The following is a 21,091-nucleotide window of genomic DNA, read 5'->3' as shown; positions in this document are numbered from 1 at the left end:
ATGATGAATCTCAATTTATATAAACTAAAACATATCAACATTGTTGTTTTAAAGGTTATAGTATTTAACTGCTTTTTGGCTTTTTGCTGATAAGATATACCCCAATAATGACCATAACACAACTAATGATTTTCACCAAATCAATATCTTCATTATAAATGTCATTGTGGAACACATACGAAAGTATAATAACAATAATGAAACTTACTGCGGGTTGAACATAGCTATAACTGCCAGCTACAGCAGGAGATACTTGTCGTAATCCATAAATGTTAAACAAGAATGTTAAAAACGTTGTACAAAGTATAATGTACGCAATTGCCAAATTCGTATTAGTGTCAAACGCTGCGTAATCTGTATTGTAAATAACATCTTTTAATCCCAACGGAATTAAAAATAAAAAGCCAAACAGAAAAACCCAACTTATAATGGTAATGAAATGATAAGAGCGCATAAGCGGTTTCACGATGACTTGATACATGGAATAAAACAACACGTTAATAAAAACGAACAGGTTTCCTGAAAAAGAACTGTTGTTGTCAGATACTTGGCCATACCAAATTAAAGTAATAGCTCCTAAAGCGCCAATGCTGAGACCTAATAGTTTGGCGCCAGTTACTTTTTCTTTTAAAAAGAAAATACTCAAAATAAAAACAACTGTTGGGGCCGATGTCATGATTATTGAAGTATCAATAGGTGATGTTAAATTAAGCCCATGAAAGAAAGACAACTGATTAATAGATGCTCCAAATAGTCCGCATAAAGCAAGTTTGAAAAAGTCTTTTTTTGCAATGCGTTCTCTTATAAAGAACTTGATACCCCAAAATAATAATCCAGCCCCAATAACCCTAAATACAACTAAAGCATTTGGGTTGATTTTTTCGGGCATAATGTCTTTAGCAATAAAGTGATTTGCTGCATAAATAACATGACTTGCAAAAAGAGCCAAATGTGCTTTTATTATATTACTTCGCAATACTTTAGCTTTTATTTTAAAGAATTTAAAACCCAAAAGTAAACCTATTATTTTACAAATAATTAGTCGCTCCTTTTTTTAAGGATTAATCATACTTATTTCTATTTAAACCTTAAATTTGCGTTTTTATTTATCGGAAGAATTACACAATGAGATACGATTTCAATACAATCGAGAAGAAGTGGCAAGACTATTGGGCAAAAAACCAAACGTTTAAAGCTGAAAATAACTCTGAGAAACCTAAATATTATGTTTTAGATATGTTTCCTTATCCAAGTGGTGCAGGACTGCATGTTGGACATCCATTAGGGTATATTGCTTCCGATATTTATGCACGTTACAAACGTCATAAAGGGTTTAATGTTTTACACCCACAAGGTTACGATTCTTTTGGTTTGCCTGCTGAACAATATGCTATTCAAACAGGACAACATCCTGCAATTACAACTAAGGAGAACATTGCAACATATCGTCGTCAGTTAGACCAAATTGGATTTTCTTTCGATTGGTCTCGTGAGGTTAGAACATCCGATCCGAAATATTACAAATGGACGCAATGGGTGTTTATTCAATTGTTTGAATCTTGGTTTAATTACGATACTACTAAAGCCGAAGCTATTTCGGAATTAGTAAAAGTTTTTGCTTCTGAAGGAAATGCGAATGTAAATGCCGCTTGCGATGATGATGTAGAAGCGTTTACTGCTGAAGCATGGAATGGTTTGTCTTTAGAAGAACAACAAGACATCCTATTACAATATAGATTAACATATTTAGCCGAAACCGAAGTTAACTGGTGTCCTGCTTTGGGAACGGTGTTGGCGAATGATGAAATAGTTAATGGTGTTTCTGAACGTGGAGGGCATCCGGTTATTAGAAAGAAAATGACACAATGGAGTATGCGTATTTCGGCTTATGCGGAAAGGTTACTTCAAGGTTTAGATACTATTGACTGGACAGATTCTTTAAAAGAAAGTCAACGAAACTGGATTGGAAAATCCGTTGGGGCGTCTGTTACATTTAATGTAAACAACCATGATACTGTTATTGACGTTTTTACAACCAGACCTGATACCATTTTTGGAGTAAGTTTTATGACTTTGGCTCCTGAACATGACTTAGTGTCTAAAATCACAACACCTGAACAAAAACCTGAAGTTGAAGCTTATATTCAAGCCACTGCAAAACGTAGTGAGCGTGATAGAATGGCAGATGTGAAAACCATTACTGGTGCATTTACAGGTGCCTATGCAGAACACCCTTTTACAAAAGAACCTATTCCAATCTGGATTGGTGATTATGTTTTGGCTGGTTACGGAACCGGTGCGGTAATGTCTGTGCCATGTGGAGACCAACGCGATTACGATTTTGCAAAACATTTTGGAATTGAAATTCCAAATATTTTTGATGGTGTTGATATTTCTGAAGAAGCATTTGCAGATAAAGATAAAACCATTATTGCCAATAGTGATTTCATTAATGGCATGAATTATAAAAAGGCCACCAAACGCGTTATTTACGAGTTGGAACAATTGGGTCAAGGCGAAGGAAAAACCAATTACCGTTTACGTGATGCAGTATTTAGTCGTCAACGTTATTGGGGAGAGCCATTTCCAGTGTATTATGTGAATGGTCTACCTCAAATGATTGACACGGAACATTTACCAATTGAATTACCAGAAGTTGAAAAATATTTACCAACCGAAACCGGAGAGCCACCATTGGGAAATGCAACGGTTTGGGCTTGGTGTACGGAAACTAATTCGGTAGTTGAGAATGAAAAGATAAATCACACTAGTGTATTCCCATTAGAGTTAAATACCATGCCTGGGTGGGCAGGAAGTTCGCAGTATTTTAATAGATACATGGACCCAAATAATGAAGATGCTATCTTCTCAAAAGAAGCTATTGATTATTGGCAGCAGGTAGATTTATACATAGGTGGTTCTGAACATGCAACAGGACACTTGTTGTACTCTCGTTTTTGGCAAAAGTTTATGTTTGATAAAGGCTATGTAAACCATGACGAGTATGCTAAAAAGCTGATAAATCAGGGAATGATTTTGGGGACGAGTGCTTTTGTTTATCGTGTTGAGGGTGAGAATAAATTCTTGTCTAAGGGATTGATTGGTGATTTAGAGGTGCAACCTATTCATGCTGATGTATCCTTCGTGAACTCTTCTGATGAACTAGATATTGAAGCCTTTAAAAACTGGCGTCCTGAATTTAAGGATGCCGAATTTATATTAGAGGATGGAGTTTATAAGGTTGGTAGAGACGTTGAAAAAATGTCCAAATCCAAATATAACGTAGTAAACCCAGACAATATTTGTGAACGATACGGAGCAGACAGTTTACGTCTTTACGAAATGTTCTTGGGGCCATTAGAGCAATACAAACCTTGGAATACAGCTGGTATTACAGGGGTTCATGGTTTCTTAAAGAAATTATGGAAATTGTATTTTGATGACAATGGACTTAAAGTAACTGATGCAGAACCAACAAAAGACAGCTTAAAAACGCTTCATAAAACCATCAAAAAGGTAGAAGAAGATATTGAGAATTTCTCATTCAATACTTCTGTGTCAACCTTCATGATTGCCGTTAATGAATTAACAGCACAAAAGTGTACATCAAAAGATATTCTAGAACCACTTTTAGTTTTAATATCACCTTATGCACCTCATGTTGCAGAAGAACTTTGGGATGCTTTAGGTAATGAAGGCTCAATTTCAACCGCATCATTTCCAGAGTTTGATGAAAGTCATTTGGTAGAAAGTACAAAGAATTACCCAATCTCATTTAATGGTAAAATGCGTTTTACTTTGGAGTTACCATTAGACATGAGTAAAGATGATATAGAGGCAGCAGTTTTAGATTTTGATAAAACAAAAGACCAACTTCAAGGACGCACACCTAAAAAGGTGATTGTTGTTCCCGGTAAGATTGTGAATATAGTGGGTTAACTAATTCCGTTATCAACGGGATTTTTATTTATTAACATGGAAGGTTTCAACATAGACTACATTGAAATCATTGGTTTAATAGCTGCTGTTTTGACTACATCGGCTTTTTTACCACAGGTGTTTAAAACCTGGAAAACTAAAGATGTGGAGTCATTTTCCTTACCCATGTTTCTTATCTTTTTTATTGGTATTCTATTCTGGCTTATTTACGGTATTTTGGTAAAAAGTATTGCCATGATTTTGGCAAATTCGGTTACTATCATTTCTTCTTTTTTATTGTTGTATTTCAAAGTAAAGTACAGTAAAAAATCATAAACTTTTCTTAAAAATTAGGGGTTTTATTTTGCACGAACGTCCTATTGAAGAATGCGTAAATAAACACTTGTAAATCGATATATTTTATATGATTCATAAATTAAAGTTAAATAAATTATGAATAAAATAAAAAAAATGGATTATATAAATAATATGTCAATCATTTATTTTAGTTTTGCGTGCATTTTTAATTAATAATTTTTAAAACATTTGCCTTATGAAAATTGGTGTTCCTATTGAAATTAAAAATAATGAGAACAGAGTTGGTATGACGCCTTCTGGAGTGTTCGAATTAACCAAAAGAAATCATACTGTTTTTGTGCAGAAAGATGCTGGTTTTGGTAGTGGTTTTTTTAATGAAGATTATGTGAAAGCAGGTGCTATTATTCTTGATACTATTGAGGATGTGTATGCTGCGGCAGAAATGATTGTAAAGGTTAAAGAACCTATTGAAAAAGAGTATGCTTTGATTAAATCTCATCATACGGTATTTACGTATTTCCACTTCGCATCAAGTGAAGCGCTTACAGATGCTATGATTGAAAGTAAAGCAGTTTGTATTGCTTATGAAACTGTTGAGGACGCTGATGGATCTTTACCATTGTTAATTCCAATGTCTGAAGTGGCAGGAAGAATGTCAATTCAACAAGGAGCCAAATATTTAGAAAAACCAATTAAAGGTCGTGGTATATTATTGGGTGGTATTCCTGGAGTGCCTCCTGCACATGTATTAGTTTTAGGCGGTGGTATTGTTGGTATTCAGGCAGCGAAAATGGCTGCAGGATTAGGTGCTAATGTTACAATCATGGATGTTAATATGAAGCAATTGCGTCATATTGCTAATATCATGCCTGAGAATGTACATACAGAGTTTTCAAGTGAATATAATATTAGAAGACATTTGCCACAAACAGATTTAATTATTGGCGGTGTATTACTTAAAGGAGCAAAAGCACCTAAGTTAATCACTAGAGACATGCTTAAAGAAATGCGGCCAGGAACAGTAATTGTTGATGTAGCTGTAGATCAAGGTGGTTGTTTTGAAACTACAAGACCAACCACACATGAAGAGCCTACCTATATTATTGATGACGTGGTACATTATTCGGTTGCTAATATGCCGGGGGCTGTACCTTATACATCAACAGTAGGTTTAACAAATGTTACATTGCCATACGTAATTAAGTTAGCAAACGAAGGATGGGAAAAAGCTTGTGAAAACAATGCGTCTTTGGCTAAAGGGTTAAACGTAGTACATGGTAAAATTGTATATAAAGAAATTGCTGAAGCCTTCGATTTAGAATTCGAAATGGCTTAGTGATAGTTAAGTTGTTAAAAGGTTAATTGACTCTAATAAACTATAATTAGTTTGTTAGAGTCTTTTTTATGACAAAGTTTCATGCCTTATAAAGTGGTGCAATTATTGTTATATTTACTATAAATTTAAAAAAGACATTATGTTTGGATATTATATATTAATAGGAGCTATTGCTTTAGTAAGTTGGGCAGTTAGTAATACTTTAAAACGAAAGTTTGATAAATATTCTAAAGTACAATTACGCAATGGTATGAGTGGTGCAGAAGTGGCTCAAAAAATGTTGGCAGACCATGGTATTTATGATGTTGAGGTTATTTCCACTCCAGGAAAATTGACAGATCATTATAATCCAAAAAATAAAACCGTTAATTTAAGTGAAGCTGTTTATCATCAACGTAATGCAGCTGCTGCGGCTGTTGCGGCTCATGAGTGTGGTCACGCTGTTCAGCATGCACAAGCTTATAGTTGGTTGCAAATGCGATCTACATTAGTGCCGGTGGTGAGTGTAAGTTCAGGAATGTCTCAATGGTTAGTCATTGGTGGACTTATTCTTGGTGGAGCTGCTGGTTTAGGATTAGGCTGGTGGGTTGCTGTGGCTGGATTGGTTATGATGGGATTCGCAACGGTGTTTAGTTTTATTACATTGCCTGTAGAGTATGATGCTAGTAACCGTGCATTAGCTTGGTTACAAAATAAGAACATTGTGTCACAAGAAGAATATAAAGGATCTGAAGATGCTCTTAAGTGGGCTGCAAGAACCTATTTAGTAGCAGCTATTGGAGCATTAGCTAACTTATTATATTGGGCACTACAAGTTTTTGGTAGAGACTAATATTTTCAAATTATAACTTATAAAAGGCTCTGATTTTTCAGGGCTTTTTTGTTTCTTTAATCCACAATTGAAACTTCATGAATAACCCAATAGAATATTATAAAGAACACCAAAAAAAATACCAAGCTAAAGCCAAGGCATGCCAAAAAAGAATGGTGACTTTAAGTTTATTACGCTTGTTAGTTTTTAGTTTGACTGTTTTTGGTATTTACATGGTATTCAATGTTTGGCAATTGGCTGTATCTATAGGTATAGTTGGTGCTATAGTGTTTGTAAAACTCCTTTCAAAATACACCGATGTAAAACAAGAAAAGGCTTTTAATGAAGCTTTGGTCGAAATTAATGAAGATGAAATAGAAATAGCTTCCGGAAATTTTCATGATAGGGATAGAGGATTACAGTTTCAAGACCCAACACACTTTTACAGTTTAGATATCGATTTATTTGGTCGTGGGTCGTTTTTTCAATTTATAAATAGAGCACATATAAATGAAGGAACCGAAACTTTAGCTTCTTTGTTAAAGGCGAATAATGTAAAAGAGATTCCTATAAGACAAGAAGCCATAAAGGAACTAAGTAGTCAACCAAAATGGCGTCAATATTATTCAGCAACATCTAGCTTGGTTACAGTTGAAACTCCCGCAAAAGAGATTATACATTGGCTAAAGCATTATAAGCCATTTCTTCCAAATATGATGAAGTGGTTGCCTATCGGTTTTAGTGTGGCTACGGTTGTTTTATTTGTATTTATTTTGCTCAATATAGTAGATGTTTCTCTGTTAGGATATTGGTTGTTTATAGGGCTTGGGATTACGGGACGTTATGTGAAGAAAACCAATGTTTTGTCTTTATACACAGATAAAGTTAAGGATACGTTTAGGCAATATTCCCAATTACTTAAACATATAGAGGAAGAAGAATTTACTTCGGTCCTTTTGAAACAAAAACAAGATAAAATTAAGTCCGAAGCTAAAAAAGCATCAGCTATTTTTAACGAGTTATCAAGAGGTTTAGATGCTTTAGATAATAGAAACAATCTTATTGGAGCTATTTTTGGTAACGGATTCTTTTTAACCGATATTAAAAATGCATTTCGTATTGAAGCATGGATTAAAAAGTATGCTCACAAAGTGGAAGATTGGTTCGAGGTGGTATCGTTTTTTGATGCGTATAATTCCTTAGGGAATTATGTTTATAATCACCCTGATTTCATTTTTCCTGAAATAGTTGAAAAAAGGGCGGTTATAAAAGCTGAAAATTTAGGGCATCCGTTATTAGATAAAACCAAAAGAGTTGATAGTGATTTAACTATTGATAATGAGCAATTCTTTATTGTTACAGGGGCAAATATGGCTGGGAAAAGCACCTTTTTAAGAACGGTGTCTTTACATATTGTTATGGCTAATATAGGCTTGCCTATTTGTGCTGAAACAAGTCAGTATTCTCCGGTAAAATTAATCACTAGTATGCGTACTACAGATTCGCTTACTGATGATAGTTCGTATTTCTTTTCAGAGTTGACAAGACTTAAATTTATTGTCGATACCATCGCTTATGAACCTTATTTCATTGTTTTAGACGAAATATTAAAAGGAACCAATAGCACAGATAAAGCTATTGGCTCAAAAAAGTTTGTGGAGAAATTAGTGGCTTCTAACGCTACTGGAATTATTGCTACCCATGATTTGAGTTTGTGCGAGATTGAAGAGGAATTGGAAGATGTTAAAAACTACTATTTTGATGCCGAAATTATTGATGATGAGTTGCATTTTGACTATAAATTAAAAAAGGGTGTATGTCAAAATATGAATGCATCTTTTCTGTTAAAGAAAATGGATATTGTGTAAAATCTAAGTTTTGAATACTCAAAAAACATATGATATTACTATTGTTGGTGGTGGCATTGTAGGAGCTGCAACAGCTTATAAATTACAGATTAGTTTTCCTTCTTTAAAAATTCTTCTTATTGAAAAAGAAAACAGTTTGGCAGCGCATCAAACTGGAAATAATTCAGGTGTTATACATTCAGGTTTGTACTATAAACCTGGTTCTGCTAAAGCAAAAAACTGTGTTGTTGGAAGAAAAGAATTGGTGGATTTTGCAAAAAAGCATAAGGTAAAACATGACGTTTGCGGAAAAGTGGTAGCCGCAGTTGATAAATGTGAATTACCTTTTTTAGACAAAATCTTCAATAACGGATTAGCTAATAATACTGAGGGTATTGAAAAAATTGATGCCCACCAATTAAAGGATATTGAGCCTCATGTAGAAAGCATTGGCGGTATTTGGGTGCCTTGTACAGGTATTATTGATTTTAAAGGGGCAACCGAAACCTTTGCAGATATTGTTGTATCAAAACAACCAAACAGTAAGATTGTTTTGGGAGAAAAAGTTATTGATTATTCACATGGGATGGATACCACTGAAGTAGTAACTTCAAAAAACAGGTATACTACTAAACACATGATTTTCTGTGGTGGTTTGCAGGCAGACCGATTGGCAAAAAAGGATAATGTAAGACTCAAGGAGCGGGTAGTTGGTTTCCGTGGGGACTATTATAACCTAACCGATGCAGCGAAAAATAAAGTGAGGAATTTAATTTACCCAGTGCCTAATCCTGCATTTCCTTTCTTAGGTGTGCATTTTACCAGAATGGTTAATGGAGATGTTGAGTGTGGACCCAATGCGGTTATAACCTTTAAACGAGAGGGTTACGGTAAGACAGATTTTAGCTTAAAGGATACGGTTGATGCATTAACTTATTCAGGGACATGGAACTTACTTAAAAATCATACCGGTTTCGCAATTAATGAATATAGAAGAGCCTTTTCAAAAAGAAAATTCTTAACAACTCTACAACGTTTAATTCCATCACTGACCATGGGGGATATTGAACCTGGTAGAGCTGGCGTAAGAGCTATGTTATTAAAAGAAGATGGTTCTATGCAAGACGATTTTAGAATTGAATATAAAGACAAAAGTATTCATGTGTTAAATGCACCATCACCTGCTGCTACCGCATGTTTAGCCATTGGGGATAGTATTTGTGAAATGGCTACAAAGCATTTTAATTTGGGTTAACCAATTAAGTTAACCCAATTAAATTGATGATTTGAAAACTGTTAGTTTAACAATTGATAATCAAATATATCATAGGATATTATTAAATTCTAACAATCTGGACAGATACCTTGTTTGACTATGTCAATGCAATAAATAGATTTACGAACGCCAAAAATTGACGTTGGTAACTGTAAAATGATATTTTGTACATAACTTTTGATGTTTATAGGTTTTCTGAGTATTTTCAATTTCGATATGCGAATCATCAATAAACATGTTTCCCAAGCTTTAGTGCACATTCTGTTTTGGATGCTATTTGTGTTTGTATCACTTTTTGTTTTTTCTGATTTCTATTGGAAAGAAAATCCATTTCTTCAATACTTATTCCTTTTGGTAATAATAGTTTATGCCAACAATTTATGGCTGCTACCTTTTTTTGTAAAGAAGAGAATGTATGTGATGTATATTTTTGTGTTCGCCATCATTTCATTTTTAGCCACACAATTATATTGTTACACATTTGCCCAATGCGGATGTACTGTTTTTAAATGCTTGAGCGACTATTTATGGCAGTCTTTAGTGCCATTAATTTTCTTCTCGTTTGTTTGGATGTTATACAGATTTTTAGATGAACAAGAAAAGGTTGAAGCCATTAAAAAAGAGCATGTAGAAATGGAATTAAAGTTTTTAAAATCTCAGATAAATCCGCATGTGCTATTCAATAATTTGAACACAATTTATTCGTATTCTTTTGAGAAGCCTAATGAAGTTCCTGATATGATTTTGATGCTTTCTGATAATTTAAAACATGTGTTATATGAGAGTAATTCAAAAAAGGTTTCCTTAGAAAAAGAGGTTCAGTTTATTGATAATTATATTAAGTTTCAGAAGATACGTGTTGAGGGTGTTAAAGAGATTTTATATAAGAAGGAGATAGATTCTTATGAGTATCAAATAGCGCCGTTACTATTGATTACTATTATTGAAAATGCATTTAAGCATAGTGCTTTAAATAATGATATTTCTATTCTTATTAAGGTTGAAGATGGTGTTTTAGTATGTGTGTGTGAAAATGGATTTAAAGATGTAAATGAAGTGGGTAGTTTTAAAATTGGACTACAAAATCTTGAAAAAAGATTGGAGTTGATTTATGAAGATGCCTATGAGTTTAATATTGAAAAGGGAGAGACTTTTAAAGTATATTTAAAAATAGAATTATTATAAATTGCTGTTTACATCAACCTGAACTTGCCTGTGCTGAATTTATTTCAGTATTTCAGGTTCTCATAATTTTAGGATGTGATTCTGAAATAAATTCAGAATGACGATAACAATTGAAATAAAGAAAATAATAGATGACCTGCATTATTATTGAAGACGAAATACCGGCTCAAAAAATATTACAAAACTTTATAGGTAAAATTCCAAGTTTAGAATTAGTGAATACTTTTAAGGCGGCTATAGAAGCTAATTCGTTTTTAAATTCACATACGGTTGATGTGGTTTTTCTTGATATAAATTTACCTGACATGTCTGGGTTAGATTTTATAAAAACCGTTAAAAATCCACCTGTAGTCATTATGACAACGGCTTATCCAGAGCATGCCGTGAGTAGTTTTGAATTAAGAACTATTGTTGACTATTTGGTGAAACCCTTTTCGTTTGACAGGTTTTTAAAAGCCATTAATAAGGCAAAGGATAGAATGGAAGTTCCGAAACTTTCAGAAGAAAGCAAAGGAGAAACTATCTTTTTAAATGTTGATAAGACAATGCATAAAATAGTGCTTAATGAGATTATTTTCATTGAGTCTGATAGAAACTACATTACTTTGGTTACACAAACTCAAAAGCTATCATTTATAGATTCATTAAAAAACTGGACTGAAAAACTTCAAGGTAAGCAGTTTGTACAAGTGCATAAATCTTTTATCATTAACAGTCAATGTGTAGATAAAATCACTGGAAATACAGTGTTTCTAAATGCAAATAAAATCCCAATAGGCAGAACTTACAAGCCGAATTTATTAAAGGCATTGGGTATTTAAGTTTTCTAGATAAGTCCTTATCTTTAACTCATGCAGCAATCTTCTAAACTTCCAAATGTAGGAACCACTATTTTCTCAGTTATGAGTGGTTTGGCCACAAAGCATAATGCGGTTAATTTATCTCAAGGATTTCCAGATTTTGATAGCGATAAAAAGTTAGTTGATTTGGTTAGTAAAGCCATGAATTCTGGGTATAATCATTATGCACCTATGGCTGGGAATTATGAGTTGCGTGAGGCCATTGCTAAAAAAATAGATGCGCTATATAGTGCTTATTACAATCCTGAAACTGAAATCACTATAACAGCGGGGGCAACTCAAGCTATTGCAACTATTATAACCACTTTTGTAAATAAGGGAGACGAAGTTGTTGTTTTTGAGCCGGCTTATGATAGTTATCAGCCCATGGTGGAACTCAATGGCGGTATAGTAGTGCCTATTCAAATGAGGGCTTCCGTTAATTTTAAAGTTGATTGGAAAGAGGTGAAAGGGAAGATTACTAATAAAACTAGAATGATTATTATTAATTCACCTCACAACCCTACAGGTTCGGTTTTTTCAAAAGAAGACATACTTAATCTGCAGGAAATCACAAGAGATTCTAACATCATAGTTTTGAGTGATGAGGTTTATGAACATATGATTTTTGATGAAGGAAAACATCAAAGTATATGTTTGTTTCCAGATTTAAAATCAAGAAGTTTTTTGGTGGCTTCGTTTTGTAAAACCTTTCATAATACTGGGTGGAGAATTGGCTATTGTTGTGCGCCTAAGGAATTGATGAAAGAGTTTATAAAAGTCCATCAGTTTAATGTTTTTTGCGTTCATCACCCTACTCAAAAAGGAATTGCAGATTATATGCAAAACCCCGAGCATTATATGATGTTATCTGAATTTTATCAAGAACGACGTGATTTCTTTTTGAATTTAATAAAAGAATCTAGGTTTAAGTTTTCACCAGCAAAAGGCACATATTTTCAGTTGTTAGATTATTCTGAAATCACTAATGAACATGATGTAGAGTTAGCAAAACGATGGACTATTGAAAAGAAAATAGCTTCCATTCCGTTATCAGTTTTTAATGCTAATGGATTGGATGATAAGGTGCTTCGTTTTTGTTTTGCTAAAAAGGATGAGACTTTAAAACGAGCTGCCGATATTTTAAACACAATTTAAGTATGCAAGAACAATTAAAAGTTGCCTTAATTCAGTCGGATTTAGTTTGGGAGAATCCAGTACAAAATCGCGATAATTTTTCAGTAAAAATAGATGCCATTTCTGAAAAAGTTGATTTAGTTGTACTTCCAGAAATGTTTACAACCGGCTTTACTATGAATGCAGAAAAGGTAGCTGAAACCATGCAAGGAGACACTGTGGAATGGATGAAGCAAATGGCATCTAAACATAAAACAGCACTTGTTGGGAGTATTGTGATTTCTGAAAATAAAAAATATTACAATCGCCTTTTGTTTGTTGAGGTCTCTGGAGATATTTCAATCTATGATAAAAAACATACCTTCACTTTGGCCGGTGAAGAGAAAACTTATGCTAGTGGTGATGAAAGAGTTATTGTGAATTATAAAGGCTGGAAAATTTGTACGCTTATATGTTATGATCTTCGCTTTCCAGTTTGGGCTAGAAACACCGAAGATTATGATGTATTGTTGTACGTAGCTAATTGGCCAAAACCACGTATTAATGCTTGGGATACTTTATTAAATGCTCGTGCAATTGAAAACATGAGTTATTGTATAGGTGTAAATAGAGTAGGGGTTGACGGTATTGATATTGAATATTGTGGGCATTCTGCGGCTTATGATGTTTTAGGAAATGAAATTACTTCAATTCAACCTAGTAAAGAACAAATAGAAATAGTGACCTTAGAAAAACAACATATTCAAAAATATCGAAACGCCTTAAAGTTCTTAAACGATAGAGATAATTTTAATCTGAGATAAAATTTAATGTTTGAATGAGGCCCCAGTTGGCGCGTACTTGTTCATCATTATCAAAAATAAAATGACTCACATGTTCAGGTTGTATCTTCTTCAAATAACTCCCAGTATCATACTTTCTGTTACCATTAGCGTCATGAATCACTCTTACATAATACTTTCCAGGTGTTAAATCTAAAAAGTCTACTTGCTCTGGTTCTGTTGAATATTTTTCAACTTTTACTTCACCCGAAGTATCGGTTAATTGGATAATAGCAGGGTATTTAGCTCCAATTAAAGTTAAACGGGCAAATCCATAATCAGATTCTTTTTTTGTGCCAACCGAGTACATTAATGTGTCAACATTGGTTCCTTCAAAAAGATCTTTAAATGCTTCAGGCATAATTGTCATTACATATCTATTCTCATAGCTCTTTTTAAAGTCGAAAACATAGGAATTATTTATGGTGTCAAATTTGGTTCTGAAATCAACATTTGCTGAATCTTTATCAATTAACTTAGCCTTTGCCACATCAAAAGAAACAAAAGGAGTGCTACCGCTAATTTTAAATAATTCATCAAGTCCTATAGTTCCAGTGGTAGATTCCTTAATTATTAATGAATCTCTTTCTTGTATACTGATTCTAGCGGTGTAGTCTTTTTCGTAATCAATACTAGTAATTTTAAAAATCAACGAATCAACCTCCATTCTTGGTGTGTACCAATAATATAAAGTGTCTGCTTTTTCATCCTTGGTAATGTGGTATTCGAATTCTTCTGGTACTTCAGAAAGGATATCAATTTTCATGTTTTTATAATCACCCTCATATCCGAAAGCAATTTTTTCGCCAGATTCCAATTTAGGTCTTACAGCCTTAAAATCTAATTCCTCATTAAATAACTTCATGGTATAAAGGGAATCTGTTGGCACAGTAATAAATTCTTTATGAAACGCTATTTGATCAGATTTTTGCTGGAATTTATTGTCACCATTATTGTCTTTTAAGGCCATCAACATGTATTTTCCTTCTTTGATGTTTTCAATAGAAAATGTTGTTAGGCTATCTAGTGTATTCGTTATATATTTTGGGACTTCTTTATAAATAATAGAATCTGTATAAGTAGAATCAACCTCATATAATGCAACGTTAACAAAGGTTTCTGGGTCTTTATTAAAAGCATCCATTATATTGCCTTTTACGGTAAGTGAGTCTATATAGTTCCCTGTGGAAAATACATATCTGTAATACGGGTAAGGGTTTCCTTCATTATTATCTGTGATACTATTTCCAAAGTTAAAGGCGTACGTTGTGTTGGGTTGAAGTGTGTCAAATATTTTAATGGTAATGTATTTGCTAGCACCACTTATAGGTTTAACCTCCGGCTGGGTTTTCATTGGAGGTGATATTATGAGTTGTTTTTGAAGGTCTTTAATTTTCACATATTCATCAAAATAAACCTTGATTTCAGTTCCTTCAAAATTGGTAGTATAATTTTCTGGAATTGATTTTAAAATTACTGGAGGAGTTTCGTCTTTTGGTCCTCCTTCAGGAGTTCCTCGGTTAGCACAGTTTATAAAAACGAGACTTAAAAAAATAATTAAAATAAAATTTGAAAGGGTTTTATTCATCACCAATTTTAAATTTTGCACAAACCTACATAAATTTAGAGATATAACGGACAACTTAAGGCACTATTGCCATGGTTGCAATACTTATTTTAACGTTTTTGGCATAGTTTAAAACAGAAGCACAGGCTTCTAAAGTTGCTCCAGTTGTAATAATGTCATCTACTAAAAGGATATGTTTATTTTCTATAGAATTTATGTTTTTTAAAGTGAAAAGTTCATCGCTGTTTTTCCATCTAGATAATCTGGTTTTCTTGGTTTGAGATTTTGTGTTAGTGATTTTAACTAAAGCATCTTCAGTATAAATGGCATCAAGCGATTCGGCTATTTGCTGTCCAAATTTAGCAACCTGATTATAACCTCGTTTCTTTATTTTCTTTTTATGTAGCGGAACCGGAACAACAATGTCTATGGATTTGTAAGAATCAATCGTTTTAAGTTCCCCACCTAACCAATTGCCTAAGACGTATCCTATGTTTTCATAACCTTTATACTTTAAACCGTGAATTAGATTTTGTACAAGTCCTTTTTTTTCAAATCTAAATAAGGCGGTGCCGTTTTCAATATTTGCACGTCCATACAGTACTTTTTTTACAGCTTCATTATTATCAAAATGAAAATTAGTAACTGGTAATTCGTGCCTACAATCTATACAAATGGTGTCTTCATTGTCATTAAGTAAATTAAGACAAGCATAACAGACTTTTGGGAAAAATAGATTTACTAAAGACTTAAACATTTAAAAAGACATGTTGTTGTAAACTTAATCAAAAAATATGTCAATTTTGGTTTAATTTTTAGGCCTGAAAGCTTTTAGTTTCAAGGGGTTTTTTATTTTTGCACCTATGGCAAATCAAGACGATAAATTTAAGAAGGTTATTTCGCATGCAAAGGAATACGGATATGTATTTCAAAGTAGTGAAATTTATGATGGTTTAAGTGCAGTTTATGACTATGCTCAGAACGGAGCAGAGTTAAAGAAAAACATAAGAGACTACTGGTGGAAAGCCATGGTGCAAATGAATGAAAATATTGTAGGTATTGATGCTGCAATTTTTATGCACCCAACTACTTGGAAAGCATCTGGGCACGTTGATGCTTTTAACGACCCATTAATTGATAATAAGGATTCTAAAAAACGCTATAGAGCAGATGTTTTAATTGAAGACTATTGCGCTAAAATTGAAACAAAGATTGATAAAGAAGTAAAAAAAGCAGCTAAACGTTTTGGCGATGCTTTTATTAAAGAAGAATTTGTGTCAACTAACGGACGCGTTTTAGGGTATCAAGAAAAGATAAATACCATTCTATCTAGAATGGCAAAATCTTTAGAAAATGAAGATTTGGCCGATGTTAAAGCCCTTATTGAAGAGTTGGGAATTGCCGACCCATTAACTGGTTCTAAAAACTGGACAGATGTTAAGCAATTCAACTTGATGTTTGGAACTAAACTAGGAGCTTCGGCTGATAGTGCTATGGACTTATATTTACGTCCGGAAACGGCTCAAGGTATTTTTGTGAACTTTTTAAATGTTCAAAAAACGAGTCGTTTAAAAATTCCTTTCGGAATTGCACAAACAGGTAAGGCGTTTAGAAATGAAATTGTAGCAAGACAATTCATTTTTAGAATGCGTGAGTTTGAACAAATGGAAATGCAATTCTTTATTAAACCAGGTACTCAAAAAGAATGGTATGAGCATTGGAAGGAAACCCGTTTAAAATGGCATTTGTCATTAGGAATGGGAGAAGATAATTATCGATTCCATGACCATGAGAAATTAGCGCATTATGCTGATGCCGCTGCAGATATTGAATTTAAGTTTCCTTTTGGGTTTAAAGAGTTAGAGGGTATTCATTCTAGAACAGATTTCGATCTAAAGGCGCATGAGGAATATTCAGGAAAGAAGTTACAATATTTTGATCATGAAGATAATGCAAGTTATACACCTTACGTATTAGAAACTTCTATTGGTTTAGATAGAATGTTTTTAGCAGTTTTCTCAAACTCTTTACAAGATGAGGAATTAGAAAATGGAACAAGTAGAACGGTTTTAAAATTGCCTAGTGTTTTAGCTCCGGTAAAGGCTGCTATTTTACCTTTGGTTAAAAAAGATGGACTACCTGATATAGCGCGTAAAATTGTTGATGAATTGAAATGGGATTTCAATGTTGTTTATGATGAAAAAGATGCGGTTGGTAGACGTTATAGACGTCAGGATGCAAACGGGACACCATTCTGTATTACCGTAGATCATGACACTTTAGAAGATAACACAGTAACAATTCGTCATAGAGATACCATGGAGCAACAACGTGTTAAGATCGACGAATTGAGAAGCATAATTAAGAATGAAGTAGATGTGCGTTCTTGGTTAATGAAGATGAAGTAGTTGTTATGTAGAACTTGTTTTAGCATCTCATATAATATCAACAAAAAGCCCAAGGAATACTTGGGCTTTTTGTTTTCTTTTGATAGTTTAGTTATACTAAATTTCTTGAATTTTGATATTTCTATAAGTTAACTCTGCTCCCTCGGCTTGAATACCAATAAAACCACTGTTCAAAGGATTACCATTCGAATCAAGAAAATTAACAATTTCATTAACTAATTTTCCGTTAACATAAAATTTTGCAGATTTGTTAGATCTAACTTCCAAACGGACCTTATTCCATCCCTTATTTTCATTATTAGCAAATTTAACACCTCTCATATATTCTTTTTCTCCACTTGAGTCTACTAATGTTTCCGAATTGTCGGGGTTTATAACACTTACTTTAGGACCCTTAATTACCCATAAATCACCAGTATCATTTTCTTGTATTTGACACTCTAGACTAGAAGGCCAAATAACAATGTCTCCATTAATGTGGAATAAAATACCAGCATCTCTTTTCTGTTCTGATCTAGGGGCAAATTTACGCTCACCCCACTTGTATTCCAACTCTAAATTAAAACTGCTGTATTTCTTTGTTGTACTTAATAAGGCAAAAGGAGCTTTGTCACCTTTCCAGTCAAATAAAACATTTATTTTATTTTTTTTTATTTCAAATACATAGTTGTTTTCACCGCTTGAATCAGTTTTGTAGGTTGTTGTATAAATGGAATTCAATTCGTTTTGCGGAAATGGATTATGCCATTCAATTTTTTGAGCAATAACAGTAAAACCTATAAGACCAATGAAAAGGCTTAAAACAAAGTTAGTTTTTGTCATATAAGAATATAGTTGGGCGGTTTTTAAATCTTCATCTGTCTATCAATTTGCTGGTCTAGAGAAATAAATGTTTCTGTTCTTGAAACACCAGCAATGGTCTGAATTTCATCATTAAGTAAATGCATTAAATGTGCATTATTTTTACAAATAATTTTAATTAAAACATTCCAATTTCCAGTGGTGTAATGGCATTCTAAAACTTCCGGGACTTTTTTAAGTTGCTTAATAGCTTCGGGGTTGTGAATAGCTTTGTCTAAATAGACTCCAATAAAAGCAACCGTAGTATAACCTAAAACCCTTGGATTAATTACAAATTTAGAACCTGTTATTAATCCAGATTTTTCAAGTTTTCGAAGACGCTGATGAATAGCAGCTCCTGAAATACCAACATTACGAGCAATTTCAAGAATAGGTGTTCTAGCATCAACCATTAACGCACGTAATATTTTTTTATCTATACCGTCAATAGTAAGGGCTTTCTCTTTTGATTTCATTGAGTTTGTTGTTTCTGTTTAGAACGCAAATGTAATCATTTGGTTTCAAATTAAAACTAAAATATTATAATTGATTGTTCAGGTAAATCGAATAACATTCCTAATCAATCCTTTAAATGTTATATTTAATAAAATTAGTTGAGTAATTTTACAATCATAATTATGAAAGCACCTTATCATGAATAAAACAATTTTAATTACGGCCTCTATCTTAGGGCTTATAGCTGTTATTTTGGGAGCTTTTGGAGCACATGGATTAAAAGAATTAATTACTCCTGAAGCTCAAAAATCTTTTGAAACCGGGGTTCGCTATCAAATGTATCATGCCATTCTATTGTTGTTTGTTGGAAGTAGCTCTTTAATAGCTAAAAAATTCAAAACAGTGATTTATTATTTTGTTGTTTTTGGAACCTTATTTTTTTCAGGATCAATTTATGGTTTAGCTACAAATTCCTTATCTGCTTTTGATTTTAAAGCAATTGGATTCATTACTCCAATTGGAGGGTTTTTATTTATTCTCGCTTGGAGCTTGTTAATTGTGAATTTTTCAAAAAAAGAAGTTAAATCGAGTTAAAAATCACGAATAATTCAAAATAATTATTTTATTTTTGCGTATTAAATGATTTATAAGCAAATTATGAATAGCTATAATCAAGTTTCGAAAACTATTTCTTTGGATCAATATGGTATTAAGAACGCTAAAATAAATTATCAGTTGTCTCCAGAACAACTTCATGATATTTCAGTTGAAAAGGGACTTGGAGTAGAAGTTTCCTCAGGTTCTTTAGCCATAAGTACTGGGGAGTTTACGGGACGCTCTCCAAAGGATAGGTTTATTGTAAAAGATGATATTACCAAAGACCGTGTTTGGTGGGGTGATATTAACATTCCTTTTGACCCCGATAAGTTTGGGAGATTGTATAGTAAAATGGTAAGCTATCTTTCTAATAAAGAAGTATATGTTAGAGATTGTTATGCTTGTGCCGATGATAATTATAAATTAAGTATTAGAGTATTTAATGAGTATCCTTGGAGTAATCAGTTTGCTCATAATATGTTCATCAGACCAACGGAGGATGAACTTAATAATTTTAATCCAGAATGGACTGTTATGAATGCCCCAGGTTTTATGGCAGACCCAGAAGAAGATGGTACACGCCAGCATAATTTTGCAATTTTAGATTTTTCAAAAAAAATTGCTATTGTTGGAGGTACAGGGTATACCGGTGAAATTAAAAAGGGTATTTTTTCAGCATTAAATTTTGTTCTTCCCGTGTTTAAAAACACATTGCCTATGCACTGTAGTGCAAATGTTGGTAAAGACGGAGATACAGCAATTTTCTTTGGACTTTCTGGAACAGGTAAAACCACCTTGTCAACAGATCCTAATAGAAGCTTGATTGGAGATGATGAGCATGGTTGGACTAATGAAAATACAGTCTTTAATTTTGAAGGAGGTTGTTACGCCAAGGTTATAAATCTTTCAAGAGATAAGGAACCTGAGATTTATGATGCTATTAAAAAAGGAGCCATTTTAGAAAATGTAGTTTTAGATGGTAATGGTGTTGTGGATTTTGGAGATACTTCAATTACGCAAAACACAAGAGTGAGTTACCCAATTCATCATATAGAGAATATTCAGATTCCATCTATTGGTAAGAACCCTAAGAATATATTCTTTTTAACTGCCGATGCTTTTGGAGTAATACCTCCAATTTCTAAGTTAACACCTAGTCAAGCTGCATATCATTTTATTTCTGGTTACACAGCTAAGGTAGCTGGTACCGAAGCTGGAGTGGTTGAGCCAATGCCATCTTTTTCTGCATGTTTCGGAGCACCATTTATGCCATTGCACCCTGCTAAATATGCGGAAATGCTAAGTAAGAAAATGATAGAAGCAGGCGTAAATGTATGGCTCGTAAATACTGGGTGGACAGGTGGTCCTTACGGCGTTGGTAAACGTATGGAGTTAAAATATACCAGAGCTATGATAAATGCGGTGTTAAATGGTGATTTGGGGTTGTATAATTATGATGATTATCACATTCACTCCGTTTTTGGAGTGGCACAACCAAGAACCTGCCCAGGAGTTCCAACTAGTGTTTTGAGTCCCAGACAAACTTGGAATGATGATAAGGCATATTATACTACGGCATTTAAATTAACCAATGCTTTCCGAGAAAACTTTAAAAAGTTTGAAGCACATTGTAGTGAGGAGATTAGACGTGGTGGACCACAGCGTTATACGTTTTAATGTAACTATATAAATATTCTATAGACAATAAAAAAAACACCTTTTTACAGGTGTTTTT

Annotated in this window: 18 protein-coding genes; 13 read left to right on the top strand and 5 right to left on the bottom strand. The window is 33.3% G+C overall.

What is annotated here, in order from left to right:
- Positions 1–64: 64 nt before the first annotated feature.
- Positions 65–976, bottom strand: a complete 912-nt coding sequence (locus FUA22_RS09665) for a DMT family transporter (protein WP_147767760.1) — start codon at positions 974–976, stop codon at positions 65–67.
- A gap of 149 nt (positions 977–1,125) precedes the next feature.
- On the opposite strand from FUA22_RS09665, the gene leuS reads away from it, so the two are divergent.
- The 10 genes from leuS to FUA22_RS09615 all read left to right on the top strand — a co-directional run bounded on the left by leuS (position 1,126) and on the right by FUA22_RS09615 (position 13,470).
- A complete protein-coding gene (gene leuS / locus FUA22_RS09660) occupies positions 1,126–3,939 on the top strand; it encodes a leucine--tRNA ligase (RefSeq protein WP_147767759.1) in 2,814 nt (937 codons plus the stop codon).
- Between the two features lie 36 nt (positions 3,940–3,975).
- Positions 3,976–4,254 carry a SemiSWEET transporter gene (locus tag FUA22_RS09655; RefSeq protein ID WP_170309891.1) on the top strand — a complete coding sequence of 93 codons (279 nt, stop codon included), beginning with the start codon at positions 3,976–3,978 and terminating at the stop codon, positions 4,252–4,254.
- Between the two features lie 217 nt (positions 4,255–4,471).
- Complete coding sequence (gene ald, locus FUA22_RS09650; RefSeq protein WP_147767758.1) at positions 4,472–5,572, top strand: alanine dehydrogenase; 1,101 nt, start codon at positions 4,472–4,474, stop codon at positions 5,570–5,572.
- Between the two features lie 139 nt (positions 5,573–5,711).
- A complete protein-coding gene (locus FUA22_RS09645) occupies positions 5,712–6,404 on the top strand; it encodes a zinc metallopeptidase (RefSeq protein ID WP_147767757.1) in 693 nt (230 codons plus the stop codon).
- 77 nt (positions 6,405–6,481) lie between these two features.
- Entirely contained in the window at positions 6,482–8,251 is a 1,770-nt protein-coding gene (locus tag FUA22_RS09640; RefSeq protein WP_147767756.1) for a MutS-related protein, read from the top strand.
- 10 nt (positions 8,252–8,261) lie between these two features.
- Positions 8,262–9,485, top strand: a complete 1,224-nt coding sequence (gene lhgO / locus FUA22_RS09635) for an L-2-hydroxyglutarate oxidase (RefSeq protein WP_147767755.1) — start codon at positions 8,262–8,264, stop codon at positions 9,483–9,485.
- Between the two features lie 237 nt (positions 9,486–9,722).
- The gene (locus FUA22_RS09630; protein ID WP_241664803.1) at positions 9,723–10,691 is read left to right on the top strand and encodes a sensor histidine kinase; all 969 of its coding nucleotides are present in this window, start codon (positions 9,723–9,725) and stop codon (positions 10,689–10,691) included.
- A 131-nt stretch (positions 10,692–10,822) separates the two neighbouring features.
- Positions 10,823–11,512, top strand: coding sequence for a LytR/AlgR family response regulator transcription factor (locus FUA22_RS09625; RefSeq protein WP_147767754.1), 690 nt, complete (start codon positions 10,823–10,825; stop codon positions 11,510–11,512).
- A 30-nt stretch (positions 11,513–11,542) separates the two neighbouring features.
- Positions 11,543–12,688 (top strand): methionine aminotransferase, encoded by a 1,146-nt coding sequence (locus FUA22_RS09620; protein ID WP_147767753.1) that lies wholly within the window; start codon positions 11,543–11,545, stop codon positions 12,686–12,688.
- A gap of 2 nt (positions 12,689–12,690) precedes the next feature.
- Entirely contained in the window at positions 12,691–13,470 is a 780-nt protein-coding gene (locus tag FUA22_RS09615; protein ID WP_147767752.1) for an amidohydrolase, read from the top strand.
- On the opposite strand, the gene FUA22_RS09610 is transcribed toward FUA22_RS09615, so the two are convergent.
- Together FUA22_RS09610 and FUA22_RS09605 are read right to left on the bottom strand one after the other, a co-directional pair.
- Positions 13,457–15,076, bottom strand: a complete 1,620-nt coding sequence (locus tag FUA22_RS09610) for an Ig-like domain-containing protein (protein ID WP_147767751.1) — start codon at positions 15,074–15,076, stop codon at positions 13,457–13,459. The two genes, FUA22_RS09615 and FUA22_RS09610, sit on opposite strands and share 14 nt — an antisense overlap.
- A gap of 55 nt (positions 15,077–15,131) precedes the next feature.
- Positions 15,132–15,812, bottom strand: a complete 681-nt coding sequence (locus FUA22_RS09605; protein ID WP_147767750.1) for a ComF family protein — start codon at positions 15,810–15,812, stop codon at positions 15,132–15,134.
- A gap of 106 nt (positions 15,813–15,918) precedes the next feature.
- On the opposite strand from FUA22_RS09605, the gene FUA22_RS09600 reads away from it, so the two are divergent.
- Positions 15,919–17,463, top strand: a complete 1,545-nt coding sequence (locus tag FUA22_RS09600; RefSeq protein ID WP_147767749.1) for a glycine--tRNA ligase — start codon at positions 15,919–15,921, stop codon at positions 17,461–17,463.
- 96 nt (positions 17,464–17,559) lie between these two features.
- On the opposite strand, the gene FUA22_RS09595 is transcribed toward FUA22_RS09600, so the two are convergent.
- Both FUA22_RS09595 and FUA22_RS09590 read right to left on the bottom strand, forming a co-directional pair.
- On the bottom strand, positions 17,560–18,285 hold the full coding sequence (locus FUA22_RS09595; RefSeq protein ID WP_147767748.1) for a 3-keto-disaccharide hydrolase: 726 nt from the start codon (positions 18,283–18,285) through the stop codon (positions 17,560–17,562).
- Positions 18,286–18,308: 23 nt separating this feature from the next.
- A complete protein-coding gene (locus FUA22_RS09590; RefSeq protein ID WP_147767747.1) occupies positions 18,309–18,779 on the bottom strand; it encodes an Lrp/AsnC family transcriptional regulator in 471 nt (156 codons plus the stop codon).
- Between the two features lie 178 nt (positions 18,780–18,957).
- Here FUA22_RS09590 and FUA22_RS09585 point away from each other — a divergent pair, with 178 nt between their 5' ends.
- Positions 18,958–19,353, top strand: a complete 396-nt coding sequence (locus tag FUA22_RS09585) for a DUF423 domain-containing protein (RefSeq protein WP_147767746.1) — start codon at positions 18,958–18,960, stop codon at positions 19,351–19,353.
- A gap of 63 nt (positions 19,354–19,416) precedes the next feature.
- On the top strand, positions 19,417–21,033 hold the full coding sequence (pckA, locus tag FUA22_RS09580; RefSeq protein WP_147767745.1) for a phosphoenolpyruvate carboxykinase (ATP): 1,617 nt from the start codon (positions 19,417–19,419) through the stop codon (positions 21,031–21,033).
- Positions 21,034–21,091 lie beyond the last annotated feature (58 nt).

Source organism: Seonamhaeicola maritimus (assembly GCF_008056315.1).
Classification (GTDB): Bacteria; Bacteroidota; Bacteroidia; order Flavobacteriales; family Flavobacteriaceae; genus Seonamhaeicola; species Seonamhaeicola maritimus.
Note: the sequence above shows the minus strand (reverse complement) of the source record. Positions and strands in the feature narration are given on the sequence as shown.

What these genes read in the sequence shown, in the direction of transcription:
- leuS (WP_147767759.1), top strand. Translation starts at nt 1,126, where the DNA reads ATGAGATACGATTTCAATACAATCGAGAAGAAGTGGCAAGACTATTGG.
- FUA22_RS09655 (WP_170309891.1), top strand. Translation starts at nt 3,976, where the DNA reads ATGGAAGGTTTCAACATAGACTACATTGAAATCATTGGTTTAATAGCT.
- ald (WP_147767758.1), top strand. Translation starts at nt 4,472, where the DNA reads ATGAAAATTGGTGTTCCTATTGAAATTAAAAATAATGAGAACAGAGTT.
- FUA22_RS09645 (WP_147767757.1), top strand. Translation starts at nt 5,712, where the DNA reads ATGTTTGGATATTATATATTAATAGGAGCTATTGCTTTAGTAAGTTGG.
- FUA22_RS09640 (WP_147767756.1), top strand. Translation starts at nt 6,482, where the DNA reads ATGAATAACCCAATAGAATATTATAAAGAACACCAAAAAAAATACCAA.
- FUA22_RS09630 (WP_241664803.1), top strand. Translation starts at nt 9,723, where the DNA reads ATGCGAATCATCAATAAACATGTTTCCCAAGCTTTAGTGCACATTCTG.
- FUA22_RS09625 (WP_147767754.1), top strand. Translation starts at nt 10,823, where the DNA reads ATGACCTGCATTATTATTGAAGACGAAATACCGGCTCAAAAAATATTA.
- FUA22_RS09620 (WP_147767753.1), top strand. Translation starts at nt 11,543, where the DNA reads ATGCAGCAATCTTCTAAACTTCCAAATGTAGGAACCACTATTTTCTCA.
- FUA22_RS09615 (WP_147767752.1), top strand. Translation starts at nt 12,691, where the DNA reads ATGCAAGAACAATTAAAAGTTGCCTTAATTCAGTCGGATTTAGTTTGG.
- FUA22_RS09610 (WP_147767751.1), bottom strand. Translation starts at nt 15,076, where the DNA reads ATGAATAAAACCCTTTCAAATTTTATTTTAATTATTTTTTTAAGTCTC.
- FUA22_RS09605 (WP_147767750.1), bottom strand. Translation starts at nt 15,812, where the DNA reads ATGTTTAAGTCTTTAGTAAATCTATTTTTCCCAAAAGTCTGTTATGCT.
- FUA22_RS09600 (WP_147767749.1), top strand. Translation starts at nt 15,919, where the DNA reads ATGGCAAATCAAGACGATAAATTTAAGAAGGTTATTTCGCATGCAAAG.
- FUA22_RS09595 (WP_147767748.1), bottom strand. Translation starts at nt 18,285, where the DNA reads ATGACAAAAACTAACTTTGTTTTAAGCCTTTTCATTGGTCTTATAGGT.
- FUA22_RS09590 (WP_147767747.1), bottom strand. Translation starts at nt 18,779, where the DNA reads ATGAAATCAAAAGAGAAAGCCCTTACTATTGACGGTATAGATAAAAAA.
- FUA22_RS09585 (WP_147767746.1), top strand. Translation starts at nt 18,958, where the DNA reads ATGAATAAAACAATTTTAATTACGGCCTCTATCTTAGGGCTTATAGCT.
- pckA (WP_147767745.1), top strand. Translation starts at nt 19,417, where the DNA reads ATGAATAGCTATAATCAAGTTTCGAAAACTATTTCTTTGGATCAATAT.